Raw genomic sequence first — 14619 nt, 5'->3', positions numbered from 1 at the left:
AAGAAGGCATCACCATGCTCATCGCACAGCGTCCCACTCTCACCGAAGAGCAGGTCGACGAGTACCGGTCGCGGTTCACCATCGAGCCGCTGGAGCCGGGCTTCGGCTACACGATCGGCAACTCGCTGCGTCGCACGCTGCTCTCCTCGATTCCCGGCGCCGCCGTCACCAGCATCCGGATCGAGGGCGTCCTCCACGAGTTCTCCACGGTCCCGGGGGTCAAGGAGGATGTCACCGACATCATCCTGAACCTCAAGGAGCTCGTCGTCTCGTCCGAGCACGACGAGCCCGTGGTGATGTACCTGCGCAAGCAGGGGCCCGGCGAGGTGACCGCGGCCGACATCGCGCCGCCGGCCGGGGTCGAGGTGCACAACCCCGACCTGCACATCGCCACGCTGAACAACAAGGCCAAGCTGGAGATGGAGCTGACCGTCGAGCGCGGTCGCGGCTACGTCTCGGCCGCGCAGAACAAGCAGCCGGGCCAGGAGATCGGCCGGATCCCGATCGACTCCATCTACTCGCCCGTGCTCAAGGTCACCTACAAGGTCGAGGCCACCCGAGTCGAGCAGCGCACCGACTTCGACCGGCTGATCGTCGACGTGGAGACCAAGCAGGCGATGCTGCCGCGCGACGCGGTCGCGTCCGCCGGCAAGACCCTGGTCGAGCTGTTCGGGCTGGCCCGGGAGCTCAACGTCGAGGCCGAGGGCATCGACATGGGCCCCTCGCCCACCGACGCCGCGCTCGCCGCGGACCTGGCCCTGCCGATCGAGGAGCTCAACCTCACGGTGCGGTCCTACAACTGCCTCAAGCGCGAGGGCATCCACTCTGTGGGCGAGCTGGTCGCCCGCAGCGAGCAGGACCTTCTGGATATAAGGAATTTCGGCGCCAAGTCGATCGAAGAGGTCAAGCAGAAGCTCAACGACATGGGCCTCTCGCTGAAGGACTCCCCGCCCGGGTTCGACCCGAGCGCGGCGGCCGACAACTACGGCGACGACGACCAGAGCTACGCCGAGACCGAGCAGTACTAGATCATCTCTCCCCGTGACCGGGCCGTCCGGTCACGGGGATTCGGCTGACGCCGGTACCTGACACGGCCGGCGCAGGAAGGAAGCACCATGCCTCAGCCCACCAAGGGTGCCCGCCTCGGCGGCAGCGCCGCGCACCAGCGCCTGATCCTGGCCAACCTGGCCACGGCGCTGTTCGAGCACGGCAAGATCACCACCACCGAGGCCAAGGCCCGGCGGGTGCGTCCGCTGGCGGAGAAGCTGATCACCAAGGCCAAGAAGGGCGACCTGCACAACCGTCGCCAGGTGGCCAAGGTGATCCGGGACAAGGGCGTCGTGCACGGGCTCTTCACCGAGATCGCGCCGCGCTTCGAGACCCGTCCCGGCGGCTACACCCGGATCACCAAGATCGGGCCGCGCAAGGGCGACAACGCCCCGATGGCCGTGATCGAGCTGGTCCAGGAGCAGATGGCCGCCGCCACCGGAACCGCCCCGGCGGCCGAGGACACCGCCACCGCGGCGACCACGGCCGAGACCGAGGTTCCGGCGACCGACGAGGCCGCCGCCGTCACCGGCGACGCCGCCGAGGCCACCGAGGCCAAGGGCGCGGACGACGACAAGTAGGGGTCACGCCTCTTCTGAGAGCGTTCCGCTCGATTTTCGTGAGGGCCCGCCGTTCCGCTACGGGACGGCGGGCCTGATCTTTGCCAGACTTGATCTCATGGTCAGGTCAGGGGGGCGACGATTCACAGGGGAGCGTGTCGAGACTGTGCCCGATGATGGAGAACGCGCGTCGGGCAGGATGGACAGGCAGCGGTTTTGGACGAGGACACCTCCCTTCGGGGAACCGGCGGGCGTGACGCGGAGGGGCGTGCCCGAACGGGGCGTTCCGCTGGGGGACGCGCCGGAGAGGGTGCGGACATGACCGCGCTGGTGCGGCTCCGGCTCGACATCGGCTACGACGGGTCCGACTTCGCGGGCTGGGCCCGGCAGCCGGGCCAGCGGACCGTGCAGGGCGTGATCGAGGACGCCCTCGCCCGGCTGCTGCGGCTCGACCCGGGGCCCGTGCTCACCGTCGCGGGACGGACCGACGCCGGGGTGCACGCCCGCGGCCAGGTCGCGCACGTGGTGCTGCCGGTCGCCGCGTACTCCACGGTCAACGGCACCATGCCGCGCCGGCTGGCGGGCATGCTGCCCCCGGACGTGCGGGTGTGGCGGGTGTCGGTGGCGCCCGAGGGGTTCGACGCGCGTTTCTCGGCGCTGTGCCGCCGGTACGTCTACCGGGTGTGCGACAACCCGGTCGGGGTGGAGCCGCTGCGCCGGCACGACGTGCTCGTCCATCCCCGTCCGATCAACCTGGAGCGGATGAACGAGGCCACCGCGCTGCTGGTGGGCGAGCACGACTTCGCCGCGTTCTGCCGCAAGCGGGAGGGCGCGACCACGATCCGCGAGCTCCAGCGGTACGAGTGGACCCGCGAGGCCCCGCACATCGCCGTCGCGACGGTCGAGGCCGACGCGTTCTGCCACTCGATGGTGCGGGCGCTGGTCGGCGCGCTGCTGATGGTCGGGGACGGGCGCCGCGCGATCGAGTGGCCGTCCGAGGTGCTGGCGGCCCGCGTCCGCGACTCGGGCGTGAACGTGGCGCCCGCGCACGGGCTGTCGCTGGAGGAGATCCGCTACCCGGACGACGAGGACCTGGCGCAGCGCGCCCAGCAGACCCGCAGGGTCCGCACGCTCAACGCCACCGCGACGGCGGCGCCGGGCGGTCCGGGTGCGGTCACCGCCACGCCGGGGACCGCCTCGTCCGGTCATGGCCTCGGCCACGGCTTCGGCGTCGGCCTCGGGCCTGGCACCGAACCGCTGGGCGGCCCTTCCGCCTGAGCGTCGGCGGCGGGCGCGGCACGGGCGTGGAACGGGCGCCCGTGGCGCGTGGCGTGTCCGCCGGATGGCCGGGGACACGCCACGGGCGCGCGGGGCGATGGGTCAGCCTCGGGCGCGGGCCTCGATCGGCCGGAGGCTGTAGTCCAGGAACTGCTGCGCGATGTCCTTGAGCAGGGTGTCGCCCGGAGCGGGACGCTTGCCGTCGGCGTACGTCGCGTACGCGTAGGCGATGTACCGGCCGCGGACGGTGCTGGACGCGTAGCCGCCCGCCTGGTCGATCTTCTGGGAGTTCTGGCCGGCCATGCCGCGGAACCACTCGTACTTGCCGGGGTCTCCGGCCCGGTTCACCTTGAGCGCGGCGGCGCGGTCGGGCATGGACACGATGCCGGACGTGACCGCCAGCGCCTTCTTCTTGCCGAGGAAGGTGACCCGCACGACGCTGCGACACCCCTCCCTGATGAGCGCCTGCGCCATCTCGCCGCGCGCGGCGAGCGAGCAGCGGTGGTTGACCGAGGAGCGGTCGCGGACGTAGGTCCGTCCGCCCAGGTCGATGGTGCCGGTGGGGTAGGCCTCGGCGAGCGCGAGCGGCTTGGTGTCGGTCTGCTCGTTGCCGATGTCGACGGGCTTGGCGGGCGGGGGCGGCAGCGTGGGAGCGGGCGCCGGCGCGGACGACTGGGCGGGCGCCGAGCCCGCGGCGTCCTTGGACGGCGCCGGGTCTCCGGAGCCGGAGCCGGCGATCAGGAAGACCGCCACGGCCGCCGCGACGATCGCGACCGCGCCGCCGCCGATCACTCCGGGCTTGCGCCAGCCGTCGCCACCGGACTTCGATCCGCCCTTGGCCGGGCCTGCCGGCGTACCGGTCCCGGTCCCGGTCCCGGTGAAGACGCCTTGGCCCGCGGTGGTGGAGGCGGGTGAGGAGTCGTCGAGCGGGATCCCGCCTTCGGAGTGGTAGGTCGGGGTGACGACCGTCGCTTCGCCCGCGTCTCCGGCCTGGCCCGTCTGCGGCGGCGCGGTCGCCTCCGTCGCGATGGGCGCGCTGCCGTCGGCGGGCGGGGAGACGCCCGGCGGGAGGATCGCATCCGGGATGAGGACGGGCCCCGACGCGGTGCTGGACTTGGCCCGTCCCGTGGAAGCCGCCTTCGCGGGGGCCGTCTGCGCGGTCTGCACCGGGGTGACCTGCGCTGGGTTGACCTGCGCCGGAGTGACCTGCACCGGAGTGACCTGCACCGGGGTGACCTGCGCGGGGACGGCCTTCGCCGGGGCGGGGTCTGCGGGGGCGGGCTTCGCCAGGACGGGCTTGGCCGCCGTCTCCGGCTTCGGCGCCGCCGGAGGCCGCTGCTGCGGGACGGGAGCGACGGTGACCGGGATGCCGTCCGGGTCGGTGTCGGCGATCTTCGGGCCGGGACGGTGAACGATCGGCTTGGCCGGGACGGCCCCGCGGCTGTCGACGTTGGGGGCCCCGAGGCCCGCCACGAGCGTGCCGGGCGGCTGGACGTGCGGCTGCACCGGCCCGGACCCGGGCTCAGGGCCGAGGTCGGGGTGGGGGTCGGGGGGCAGTTCGAGCGCCGGTTCCGGCCGAACCTCCGGTTCAGGGTCGGCGGGTGGTGGCGGAGGGAGATCGGTGGGGGGAGCCGTGTCGGTCCCGGAGTCCGCCGCCCACCAGGGGGTCTGAAGGCCGAACGGCGGGAGCCGGAGGGCGCCGGAGACCGTGGGCTGCGCCTCTTCGGCGGTGCCGGTCGCGGCGGGAGCTGTATCGATGGAGGCCGCATCGGCCGGGGCGGGGGTGCCGGTCTCGCCGGCCGGGGGACCCGCGCTGCCGAAACTGGGCGGCGCCGCGGGGGCGGGGACGGATGCCGTCCCCGCCTCCTCGGCGGACTCCCGGGTCTCTCTAGGTCCAGACATAAGCAGACAGAGTATTCACACAGTTCAATTTCGGAAGGGTTTGCCTTCGGTTTCCCTGAACGCCAGCGCGAAGCTGAGGTTGCTGTTCTTGACGACCTGCGCGCCGAAGGCGGACACGTTCTTGTGGTAGCTGGTGGGGATCTTCTTGCCGTCCGGGCGCTGCACCCAGGTCATCACCAGGTAGTGGCCGCGCGCCTCGGCGGTGCCGAGGGCCTCGCCCTTGCCGATCTTCTTGGTGCTGCCCACGCCGGGCAGCGCCTGGAGGAAGGCGTCCTGGTCACCGGCCGATTTCACCGCCACCTTGGCGGCGTTCTCGGTCTTGAGGTTGAACACCCCGACCGTGCCGATGAGCGCGCCGTCGCTGCGCGCGTAGGTGGCGCGGAGCGTCTGCGTGCAGCCGGCCTTCTTCAGGGTGCTGGTCAGCCTGACGCCGCCGACCGTGCCCGTGCAGCCGCGCTTGGCGTTCCACGCGGTCCGTACGTACTTCTGCCCGCCGGACTTGAACGAGGTCTTGCCGAAGACCTCGCGGAGCGTCAGCGGCTTGGGGTCGGTGGTGCGGCTCTTGAGCTTCACCGGCTCCAGCGGGGGGACGGTGGGGCTCGGCGGGGCCGTGGGGGACGGCTTGGCCGCGGCCGGGGAGGGCGACGCCTTCGGCTTGGAGTCGTCCTTCAGCATGGAGGACAGGCCGATGCCGCCGCCGATGAGCACCAGCCCGGCCACGACGGCACCGCCGATGATCAGGGGAAGGTTGCGGCGCCGCTCCGGGGGCGTCGGCCCGCCGGACGGCAGGGGCGGCGTGCCCGGCCCGTCGAACCCGTCGGGGCCGTCCGGGCCGCCGAAGCCGCCCTGCGGGAAGTAGCCGCCGGGGTCGCCGGGGCCGCCGGCCGGCCCGTTCGGGTGGTCGAAGTCGTTCGGGGGGCCGAAGTCGTTCGGGGGGCCGAAGTGGCCGCCTGACGGCGCGCCGAAGAGGCCGTCGTCCCGGCCCGGCTCGGCGCCACCGGACGAACCGGACCCGCCGGGCGGACCCGGAGGGCCCGCGGGGCTCGAGAACGGGGTCGGGGGGAACCCGCCCGGCGCTTGCAGGGTCGCGCCCGCGGGGTCGTCGTTCCAGGACGGGGGCACGCCGCTCGCGCCGGAACCGGCGCCGCCGAAGACCTCTCCGCCGAGGGCGTCTGAGCCGAAGGCGTCGCCGGACCCGAAGGCGTCGCCGCCCGGCCCCTGCGAGCCCGGACGGTGTGCGCCGGGCCGTCCTGCCGTACCTGGGGCCTGTCCGCGCGGGGCGAAGGCCGTCTCGTCATTGTCACTGCCGTACGGTGCCGCTTCGGGCCTTTCCGCTCCGGGGCCGTACGGCGCTTGCGACGGCTGCTCGGGAGGCCAGCCGTCGGGTTTGCCTTGATCGCCCGGATAACCCATGGCTTGGACCTTACCGTTCCTGGTTCAGGGCTCTGGACCTTCGGAACACCAACCATGACATGGGGGCGAACCGGGCGCCGGGCGTTTGTCGAAGGTCGTCCGCACCGTGGGAGCAGGGCCTATTTCCAGCCGAAGTCCTGCGTCCACCAAGGGCCGCCGGACCCCTTGGCCATGCCGACGCCGATGGCGCGCAGCTTGCAGTTGAGGATGTTCGCGCGGTGCCCGGGGCTCTTCATCCAGCCCTCGACGACGGCGGCGGCCGTCCCGTAGCCCTTGGCGATGTTCTCCGCGCCGGGGCTGGAGTAGCCGGCGTCCCCCATCCGCTTCCACGGGCTGTCGCCGTTGCGGGAGGTGTGGTCGAAGTAGTCCTTCGCCGCCATGTCGGCCGAGTGCCGCCGCGCGGCGGTCACCAGGCGCTGGTCGATGCGCAGCGGGCTGCATCCGGCCTTGGCGCGTTCCTTGTTGGTGAGCAGCGCCACAGCCGTCTCGGGCGCCGCCGACCCGGGAACCGGAAGTCCAGCGGCCGGCGGGGTGCTCTTGGAGGGAGTCGGAGAGGGAGAGGGCTTCTCGGAGGCGTCGCCGCCTGGGGCGTGAACCGTCTTGAGAGGCGGGGTGGTCTCGGGAGTTGAGGGCGACGGGCTACTGGAAGGGCCGCGCTGCGCACCGTTTCCCGCTCCAGAGCCCGTGCCGGTGCCAGTGCCCGCTCCTGTAGCGCCGCCGTTTCCGCCGCTGCCCGTGCCGCCCACGCCGGACGTTGTCGCCGTGGCGGGGTGGGCCGCAGAGTCCGACGCGGCGGTCGACCCCGAGTGCGAATCGGGCAGGACGAGCCGGTCGAGCACGACGCCGGTGCTCAAGGCCAGCGCGGAACCGGCGATGGCGACCGCCACGACGGTCGCCGAGCGTGGGCCCGTCCGCCGCTGCGGGGGAGCCCCGCGCCGTCCGCGACGGCCGGCGGACGTGCCCCGTCGGCCGGGCGTAGCGGCGGGGGCGGAGGTGGAGGCGCGATCGTCGCTAGAAGCGTGGGACTGGCGGGGGGCGGTGCCGTGGACGAGACGGTCGGCCGGGGGGCCGGGTCTGCGGGGAGTAGTCAGTGGGGGCTCCCGGGTGGGGGCCGGCGCTACGCCGGCGGGGACCGGTCGGCCGCACCATATCCCCATAGGCGCACCCAAGTCCCATCCCGCGGTCAGGTGATCCAATCTGGAGGCCGGGGCGGTGCGGAGGGGGGACGGCGGGTTCGCGGTCCCGGCGGCCGGCCGCATGGGGCATACTGGAGAGTGGCTGGGAGACTGTCACGACGATCCGTTTTGACCCGTGCCTGCGCGGCTGGGTATCCTACGGGTTTGTTGTATGCGGTGACCCCTGCCCGAAAGGGCCGGCGGAGGCTGCGACCACGTGTCGGTGTGCCCTCGATCTTCACGCGATGTGTGATCACGTTCGGGGCCCCGGCCTCCCGGAGCGTCAGGTCGGATCCAGTCTCTGATCGGCGCGAACAGGATGCCCACCGAGAAGTCGACAAGAAACGAAGGCCAACGCCCGTGCGCACGTACACCCCTAAGCCCGCTGACGTACAGCGTCAGTGGCATGTCATCGACGCGACCGATGTCGTGCTTGGTCGGCTCGCCAGTCAGGTCGCTCAGCTGCTGCGGGGTAAGCACAAGCCGATCTACGCCCCGCACCTGGACACCGGTGACTTCGTCGTCATCGTGAACGCCGACAAGGTGGCGCTGACCGGGCAGAAGCTGGAGCAGAAGCGGGCCTACCGGCACTCGGGCTACCCGGGCGGACTCCGTTCGGTGGCCTACGGCGACCTGCTGGCCAAGAACCCCGAGCGCGCCGTCGAGAAGGCGATCAAGGGCATGCTGCCCAAGACCTCCCTCGGCCGGAAGATGTTCGGCAAGGTGAAGGTCTACGCCGGTCCCGAGCACCCGCACCAGTCCCAGCAGCCGGTGCCGTTCGAGATCACCCAGATCAGCCAGATCAAGAAGTAACCCGTCCGCGCCCTCGGGCGCGATGGGCGACGGCCGCGCGAACCCGCACGGCCGCGGCAGAGGCCGCCGGGGCACCCGGGCACCACCGGGCCAGCCGCCCTGGCCAGAAGACCAAGGAGAACCGTGGACGAGTCCACCGGCACCGAGACGCCCGCCGAGGGCGTCGAGTTCGACTCGTACGAGGACGCGCCGTCCGAGTACTCCACCGAGAGCCCCGAGGCCGCCGAGGCGGGCCTGCTCGGCCAGCCGATCGCGACCGGCCCCTCCGCCGGCACCGGCCGCCGCAAGCAGGCCATCGCGCGGGTGCGGATCGTCCCGGGCACCGGCCAGTGGACCGTCAACGGCCGCACGCTCGACCAGTACTTCCCCAACAAGGTGCACCAGCAGATCGTGAACGAGCCGTTCGTGCTGCTGAGCCTCGAGGGTCAGTTCGACGTGCTGGCGCGGGTCAACGGCGGCGGCACCACCGGCCAGGCCGGAGCGCTGCGCCTGGGCATCTCCCGCGCGCTCCAGTTCGCCAACATCGAGCACCGCCCGGCGCTGAAGAAGGCCGGCTTCCTCACCCGCGACGCCCGGGTGCCGGAGCGCAAGAAGGCCGGTCTCAAGAAGGCCCGTAAGGCGCCGCAGTACAGCAAGCGCTGATCCACGGTACGAGCCGTCGCTCCCCGCAGCTTCATCGCGTCCGACCCGCACCGGGCCGGCGCAGCGGGGGCGGCGGCTCGTCCGCGTTTCCAGGGGGCCGTTCGCGCCGCGCATGACGGCGGCGCGGGCGGGCGGGGGGCGTCGGGGCGCGCGAGGATGCCCGCGTTCGGGGACCGGGCGCGTGTGCGCACTAGATTTGACCGCGCGGAGCGGACGGGGGTGCGGCCCCCGTCCCGCCCGCGCGGTCTTCTGTCTTTCTGGGAGTTGAACTGTGGGTCGTCTGTTCGGGACCGATGGCGTTCGCGGGCTCGCCAACCGTGATCTCACCGCTCCGCTCGCCATGGACCTTTCGGTCGCGGCGGCGCGGGTGCTGGCCGAGGAGGGGGCCTTCCGGGGCCACCGGCCGCTGGCGGTGGTGGGCCGCGACCCGCGGGCCTCCGGCGAGTTCCTGGAGGCCGCGGTGGTGGCGGGGCTGGCCAGCGCCGGCGTGGACGTGCTGCGCCTCGGGGTGCTGCCGACGCCCGCGGTGGCCTACCTCACCCACACGCTGGACGCCGATCTCGGCGTGATGCTGTCGGCCTCGCACAACCCTGCGCCCGACAACGGGATCAAGTTCTTCGACCGCAGCGGCTACAAGCTCGCGGACGGGATCGAGGACCGGATCGAGGCCAGCCTCGGCCAGGAGTGGGAGCCGCCCACCGGCGCCGGGGTCGGCCGGGTGCGCGAGGCGCACGGCGCCGTGGAGCAGTACGTGGCGCACCTGCTGTCGACGCTGCCGGTGTCGCTGGACGGGCTGCGCGTGGTGGTGGACTGCGCGAACGGCGCGTCCTCCGACGTCGCCCCCGAGGCGCTGCGCCGGGCCGGCGCCGAGGTGATCACGATCGGCGCCGCGCCGGACGGGCTGAACATCAACGCGGGCTGCGGCTCGACCCACCTGGACGCGCTGCGGGAGGCGGTCCGGGAGCACGGCGCCGACGCCGGCATCGCCAACGACGGGGACGCTGACCGCTGCCTGGCCGTCACCGCGTCCGGCGAGGTGGTGGACGGCGACCAGATCATGGCCGTGCTCGCGCTCGAACTGCGCGAGTCGGGCCGGCTGGCCGCCGACACCGTGGTGGCCACGGTGATGTCCAACCTCGGCTTCAAGATCGCGATGCGCGAGGCCGGGCTGACGGTGGTGGAGACCGCGGTCGGCGACCGGTACGTGCTGGAGGCGATGAAGGCGGGCGGCTTCGGCTTCGGCGGCGAGCAGTCCGGCCACGTGATCATGCTGGACCACGCCACCACCGGCGACGGGGTGCTGACCGGCCTGCACCTGCTGGCCGCGATGGCCCGGCAGCGGAGCTCGCTGGACGAGCTGGCCAAGGTCATGACCCGGCTGCCGCAGATGCTGATCAACGTCAGGGGCGTCGACAAGGCCCGCGCCGAGACCTCGCCGGAGCTCGCCGCGGCCGTGGCGGCAGCGGAGGCCGGGCTGGGCGACACCGGCCGGGTGCTGATCCGCCCGAGCGGCACCGAGCCGATGGTCCGGGTGATGGTCGAGGCGGCCTCGCAGGACCAGGCCCGCACCGTCGCCGAACAGCTGGCCGAGGTGGTCCGCACCACCCTCGGCTGACACGCCGGCGGCCGGGGCACGTCCGCGCCGCGGGACGCACGCCGCGCCAGGCGGCGTGCGCACCCGCGGCGCGGGGGTCAGGCGTCGGTGATGTCGAGGCGGCCGACCTTGAGGTGCTTGATCTCCACGGTGCCGGCCTCGAGGTGCCCGACCACGGCCTTCTTGACGACCAGCCGGCCGATCGCGACCGCGCCGATGGCGAGGGCGCCGAGGGACATCGCGCCGATGGCCAGGGAGCCGAAGGCGTTGCCGCCGCGGAGGGTCAGGCCGGTGGCCGAGGCCCCGGTCACGTCCGCGCCGGTGGCCCGCGCCCCCATGGCGCGTTCGGTGCGGACCCTTGGGAGCTCCGGCTTCTCGTCGTCGGTCGCGGACGCGCCGTCCGGGGCGTCCTGGCTGTTCGGCTCGCTGTGGCTCATGGCCTCACCCTATGACGCGGGCGGGGGTCAGCAGCGGGCGAGGAAGCCCTTCAGGGCGCCCTGGTCGTCCCGGGTCACCGGCAGCCCGTACTCGGTCGCGACCGCCACGTACTTGATCGCGTACGCGCACTGGAAGCCCTGCTGCGGCTTCCACTCGCCGGGCCCGGAGTCGCTCTTCTGCCGGTTCGGCTTGCCCCACACGGCGAGCAGGTTGGCGTGGTCGTTGGCGAACTGCTCACGCCGCCCGGCCTTCCAGCGGGAGGCGCCCATCCGCCAGGCCAGCGCCAGCGGGTAGACGTGGTCGATCTGCACCTCGGCGGCGTCGGACTTGGCGAAGGTGATGTCCTTGCCGCTGTAGGGGTCCTTCAGGCGTCCGCCGAGCACGACGCAGTCGCCCTGCCTGCGCACCTGCCGCAGATCGCGGGCGAGGACGTCGTTGCGCTGGTCGCAGCCGTTGTGGTCGGTGTCCTTCCAGCGCACGCCGAACTTCTTGCGGGAGTAGCCGGCGCCGGGCGACTCGGCCGCGACCCTCAGCCCGGAGAGGTCGCCGCGGGCCCGTTCGGCGTCCCGTCCGGCGGGCCGGGAGCCGCCCGGTCCGGGGGACGCGCCGGAGGGGTCCACCTCGGCGTCACAACCCGCGCCCGCCAGGGTCACGGAGAGGACGGCGGCGGCCGTCGCCCCCATGGCCACGCGCCGCGATCCGAACGGGCGTCGTCGCGTCATGCCCTCACCACCACCCGGAGTTCTTCGCTGCCATATGCCCGATTAGCGGCAAATAAACGATCACAGGCTAGGGGGCCCGGGACACCTCCGCGTACGGGGGGTCATGCGGCAGCATGAGGGGTGTGCTGCATCTGAGAGCGATCGTCCCGGGAGACCGTACGGACGCGGCCTGCGCCGTCCTGGCGGAGTGCCCCGGCGCGACGAACGTGGTCGTCGTCGAGGGCGCGGCCAGGGCGCCCCGGGGCGACCTGGTGACCGCCGACATCGCCAGGGAGGCCGTCAACGAGGTCATCGAGCGGCTCCAGGACCTCGGCATCGAGCGGGACGGCTCGATCGCGATGGAGAAGATCGACCTGTCGCTGTCGGACGTCGCCGAGCGGGCCGAGGCGCGCTCGCCTGGGTACGGCGACGACGCCGTGGTGTGGGAGGAGCTCGACCAGCAGACCGCGGAGGGCGCCACGCTGACCTGGTCGTTCATCGCCTTCCTCGTCCTGGCCACCCAGCTCGCCGGCATCGCGGCGCTGATCGACTCGCCCGTCCTGGTGGTCGGCGCGATGGTGCTGGGGCCGGAGTTCGGCGCGGTCGCGGCGATCTGCTACGGCCTCGTCCGGCTCGACCCGCGGCGGATCGGCGCCGCGCTGCGCACCCTGCTGATCGGGTTCGCCGCCGCGATCGTGGTCACCTACGTGTGCGCGCTGGCGAGCCGGTGGATCGGGGTGATCGAGATCGCCCGGCTGCCGGCCTCGCGGCCGATGACCGCCTTCATCTACAGCCCGGACCGCTGGTCGTTCATCGTCGCGCTGCTGGCCGGCGCCGCCGGGGTGCTGTCGCTCACGGCGGGCAAGTCGTCGGCGCTGGTCGGGGTGTTCATCTCGGTCACCACCGTCCCGGCGGCCGGGAACCTGGCGGTGGCGCTCGCGCTCCAGCACGGCAGCGAGATCGACGGCTCGCTGCTCCAGCTCGGCGCCAACTTCGGGGGGATGCTGATCGCCGGGACGGTGACCCTCCTCGTGCAACGCGCGGTGTGGTCGGCGGTACTCCGCGGGAGGGACGGGCATCAGCCATAAGGCGGACGTGGTCCCGGCGGCGAGGCGCTAGGTTCGAGGACATGCCGATCATCGCCACCCAGGGGCTGACGATGAGGTTTCCCCGGGTGACCGCCCTGGACGACCTCACCGTCTCCGTGGAGCACGGGGTCGTGGGCCTGGTCGGCGCCAACGGCGCCGGCAAGTCGACGCTCATCAAGATACTTCTCGGGCTGCTGCCGCCGAGCGCGGGCACCGCCAGCGTGCTCGGGCTGGACATCGCCCGCGACGGGCTGCGGATCCGCGAGCAGGTCGGGTTCATGCCCGAGTACGAGTGCCTGCCGCCCGACGTCTCGGCGACCGAGTTCGTCGTGCACATGGCCCGGATGTGCGGACTGCCGCCGACCGCGGCCCGCGAACGCGCCGCCGACACGCTGCGGCACGTGGGCCTGTACGAGGAGCGGTACCGGCCGATCGGGGGCTACTCGACGGGCATGCGGCAGCGGGTCAAGCTGGCGCAGGCGCTGGTGCACGACCCGAAGCTGGTGTTCCTGGACGAGCCGACCAACGGTCTCGACCCGGCCGGACGCGACGAGATGCTCGATCTCATCCGCCGGATCGGCACCGAGTTCGGCATCAGCGTGCTGGTCAGCTCGCACCTGCTCGGCGAGCTGGAGCGGGTCTGCGACCACGTCGTGATCGTCGACGCCGGGCGGCTGCTGCGCTCGCAGGCGGTCGCGGCCTACACCGAGGTGAGCGGGTCGCTCACGGTGGAGGTCGACGAGGGCCGCGACGAGCTCGGGCGGCGCCTGTACGACGAGGGCGTCGTGGTCCGGCCCGAGGGCCGGTTCCTGATCATCGACATCGCCGGTGAGGACACCTACGACCGCGTCCGCGACGGGGTCGCCGAGCTGGGGCTGCGGCTGATCCGGATGGAGCAGCGCCGCCACCACATCGAAGAGGTCTTCGCGGTCGACCCGGCCGCCGACCCGCCGCCGTCCGTCCCGCCGGGTCCGCCCGCGCCCCCGGGGCAGGCGGGGCCGTCCGTTGAGAGGGGAACGGGCCGATGAGCATGAGCACGATCCACGACATCGGCTACCGGCACTACGACGGCAAGCGGCTGGGCCGCGCGTACACGGTGCGGTCGCTGTTCGTGCACAACCTGCGCGCCGCGTACGGCATCGGCCGTCCGGCCCGCGCGAAGGTGATGCCGTTCCTGCTGGGCGCGCTCATGCTGCTGCCCGCCGCGGGCTCGGTGGCGATCTTCGCGTTCTCCAAGGAGGAGAGCGCGCTGATCCGCTACTCCTCCTACACCTCGATCCTCCAGGTCGTCATCGCGATCTTCGTGGCCACGCAGGCGCCCGTGCTGGCCTCGCGCGAGCTGCGCTTCCACGTCGTCCCGCTGTACTTCTCGCGGCCAGTCGGGCATCTGGACTTCGTCCTGGCCAAGTTCGCGGCGATGGCGGTCGCGCTGCTGGCCCTGATGGCGACGCCGATCACGCTGCTGTACGTGGGCGGCCTCGTCTCCAAGGCGCCGGACCCGGCCGACCAGCTACTCCGGTTCCTCGGCGCGCTGGTGGGCTGCGTGCTGTTCGCCCTGGTGCTGGCGGCGATCGGGCTGGTGGTGGCGGCGTTCACGCCGCGGCGCGGCTTCGGCGTGGCCGCGGTCATCGCGGTGTACATGCTGAGCAGCACGTTCGTCGGGATCATCCAGGGGCTGGCCGAGTCCCAGACCAACTTCGCCCTCGCCGGCTGGGCCGGGCTGTTCGCGCCGTTCAACCTGGTCGACATCGTGCAGGTGCGGCTGCTCGGCGCGAAGTCGACCTCGGTCAGCATCGCGCCCGGCCTCCAGGGCGGCGTGGTGGCGCTCGCGGTGTGCGCGCTGCTGGTCGCCGGCTCGATCGCGGTCCTGTACCGCCGGTTCCGTAAGGCGGGCCTCTCATGAGTGAACTGGAGGGGCGCGGTGTCGTCTGGACTGAGGAGCTTGCGACGAGGGAAGGCGGCGCCATT

General features: G+C 72.7%; 14 protein-coding genes. 9 read left to right on the top strand and 5 right to left on the bottom strand.

All coding sequences use genetic code 11. From position 1 onward, the window contains the following. The first annotated feature begins 14 nt into the window (after positions 1 to 14). From QP090_RS29250 to truA, 3 genes are all read left to right on the top strand, one after another. Entirely contained in the window at positions 15 to 1028 is a 1014-nt protein-coding gene (locus QP090_RS29250; protein WP_285942683.1) for a DNA-directed RNA polymerase subunit alpha, read from the top strand. Between the two features lie 87 nt (positions 1029 to 1115). Beyond that, on the top strand, positions 1116 to 1628 hold the full coding sequence (rplQ, locus tag QP090_RS29245; RefSeq protein WP_285942682.1) for a 50S ribosomal protein L17: 513 nt from the start codon (positions 1116 to 1118) through the stop codon (positions 1626 to 1628). Between the two features lie 297 nt (positions 1629 to 1925). Then, on the top strand, positions 1926 to 2885 hold the full coding sequence (truA, locus tag QP090_RS29240) for a tRNA pseudouridine(38-40) synthase TruA (protein WP_285942681.1): 960 nt from the start codon (positions 1926 to 1928) through the stop codon (positions 2883 to 2885). A gap of 102 nt (positions 2886 to 2987) precedes the next feature. Here the strand turns inward: truA and QP090_RS29235 are convergent, their stop codons facing one another. The 3 genes from QP090_RS29235 to QP090_RS29225 form a co-directional block, all read right to left on the bottom strand. Next, positions 2988 to 4787, bottom strand: a complete 1800-nt coding sequence (locus QP090_RS29235; protein WP_285942680.1) for a hypothetical protein — start codon at positions 4785 to 4787, stop codon at positions 2988 to 2990. 24 nt (positions 4788 to 4811) lie between these two features. After that, the gene (locus QP090_RS29230; RefSeq protein WP_285942679.1) at positions 4812 to 6200 is read right to left on the bottom strand and encodes a hypothetical protein; all 1389 of its coding nucleotides are present in this window, start codon (positions 6198 to 6200) and stop codon (positions 4812 to 4814) included. 119 nt (positions 6201 to 6319) lie between these two features. Beyond that, positions 6320 to 6679 carry a CAP domain-containing protein gene (locus tag QP090_RS29225; RefSeq protein ID WP_285942678.1) on the bottom strand — a complete coding sequence of 120 codons (360 nt, stop codon included), beginning with the start codon at positions 6677 to 6679 and terminating at the stop codon, positions 6320 to 6322. Between the two features lie 1056 nt (positions 6680 to 7735). Between QP090_RS29225 and rplM the strand changes: the two genes are divergently transcribed. From rplM to glmM, 3 genes are all read left to right on the top strand, one after another. Next, positions 7736 to 8188, top strand: a complete 453-nt coding sequence (rplM, locus tag QP090_RS29220) for a 50S ribosomal protein L13 (protein WP_285942677.1) — start codon at positions 7736 to 7738, stop codon at positions 8186 to 8188. A gap of 123 nt (positions 8189 to 8311) precedes the next feature. Continuing rightward, entirely contained in the window at positions 8312 to 8830 is a 519-nt protein-coding gene (gene rpsI / locus QP090_RS29215) for a 30S ribosomal protein S9 (RefSeq protein WP_285942676.1), read from the top strand. A 271-nt stretch (positions 8831 to 9101) separates the two neighbouring features. Next, positions 9102 to 10445: a phosphoglucosamine mutase gene (glmM, locus tag QP090_RS29210; protein WP_285942675.1), complete on the top strand. Its 1344-nt coding sequence runs from the start codon at positions 9102 to 9104 to the stop codon at positions 10443 to 10445. A 77-nt stretch (positions 10446 to 10522) separates the two neighbouring features. Here the strand turns inward: glmM and QP090_RS29205 are convergent, their stop codons facing one another. Together QP090_RS29205 and QP090_RS29200 are read right to left on the bottom strand one after the other, a co-directional pair. Next, a complete protein-coding gene (locus tag QP090_RS29205; RefSeq protein WP_285942674.1) occupies positions 10523 to 10861 on the bottom strand; it encodes a hypothetical protein in 339 nt (112 codons plus the stop codon). A 27-nt stretch (positions 10862 to 10888) separates the two neighbouring features. Beyond that, positions 10889 to 11584: an HNH endonuclease family protein gene (locus QP090_RS29200; RefSeq protein WP_285942673.1), complete on the bottom strand. Its 696-nt coding sequence runs from the start codon at positions 11582 to 11584 to the stop codon at positions 10889 to 10891. 122 nt (positions 11585 to 11706) lie between these two features. Here QP090_RS29200 and QP090_RS29195 point away from each other — a divergent pair, with 122 nt between their 5' ends. Genes QP090_RS29195 through QP090_RS29185 form a run of 3 tightly spaced genes read left to right on the top strand, consistent with a single transcriptional unit; the run spans position 11707 to position 14554 of the window. Further along, positions 11707 to 12651 (top strand): DUF389 domain-containing protein, encoded by a 945-nt coding sequence (locus QP090_RS29195; protein ID WP_285942672.1) that lies wholly within the window; start codon positions 11707 to 11709, stop codon positions 12649 to 12651. Positions 12652 to 12692: 41 nt separating this feature from the next. Further along, positions 12693 to 13679 (top strand): ABC transporter ATP-binding protein, encoded by a 987-nt coding sequence (locus QP090_RS29190; protein ID WP_285942671.1) that lies wholly within the window; start codon positions 12693 to 12695, stop codon positions 13677 to 13679. Then, complete coding sequence (locus QP090_RS29185; protein ID WP_285942670.1) at positions 13676 to 14554, top strand: ABC transporter permease subunit; 879 nt, start codon at positions 13676 to 13678, stop codon at positions 14552 to 14554. Before QP090_RS29190 ends, QP090_RS29185 begins: the two co-directional genes overlap by 4 nt. Positions 14555 to 14619: the final 65 nt, after the last annotated feature.

The sequence above is a fragment of the Actinomadura xylanilytica genome (assembly GCF_030283145.1).
GTDB classification, from domain to species: Bacteria; Actinomycetota; Actinomycetes; order Streptosporangiales; family Streptosporangiaceae; genus Spirillospora; species Spirillospora xylanilytica.
Note: the sequence above shows the minus strand (reverse complement) of the source record. Positions and strands in the feature narration are given on the sequence as shown.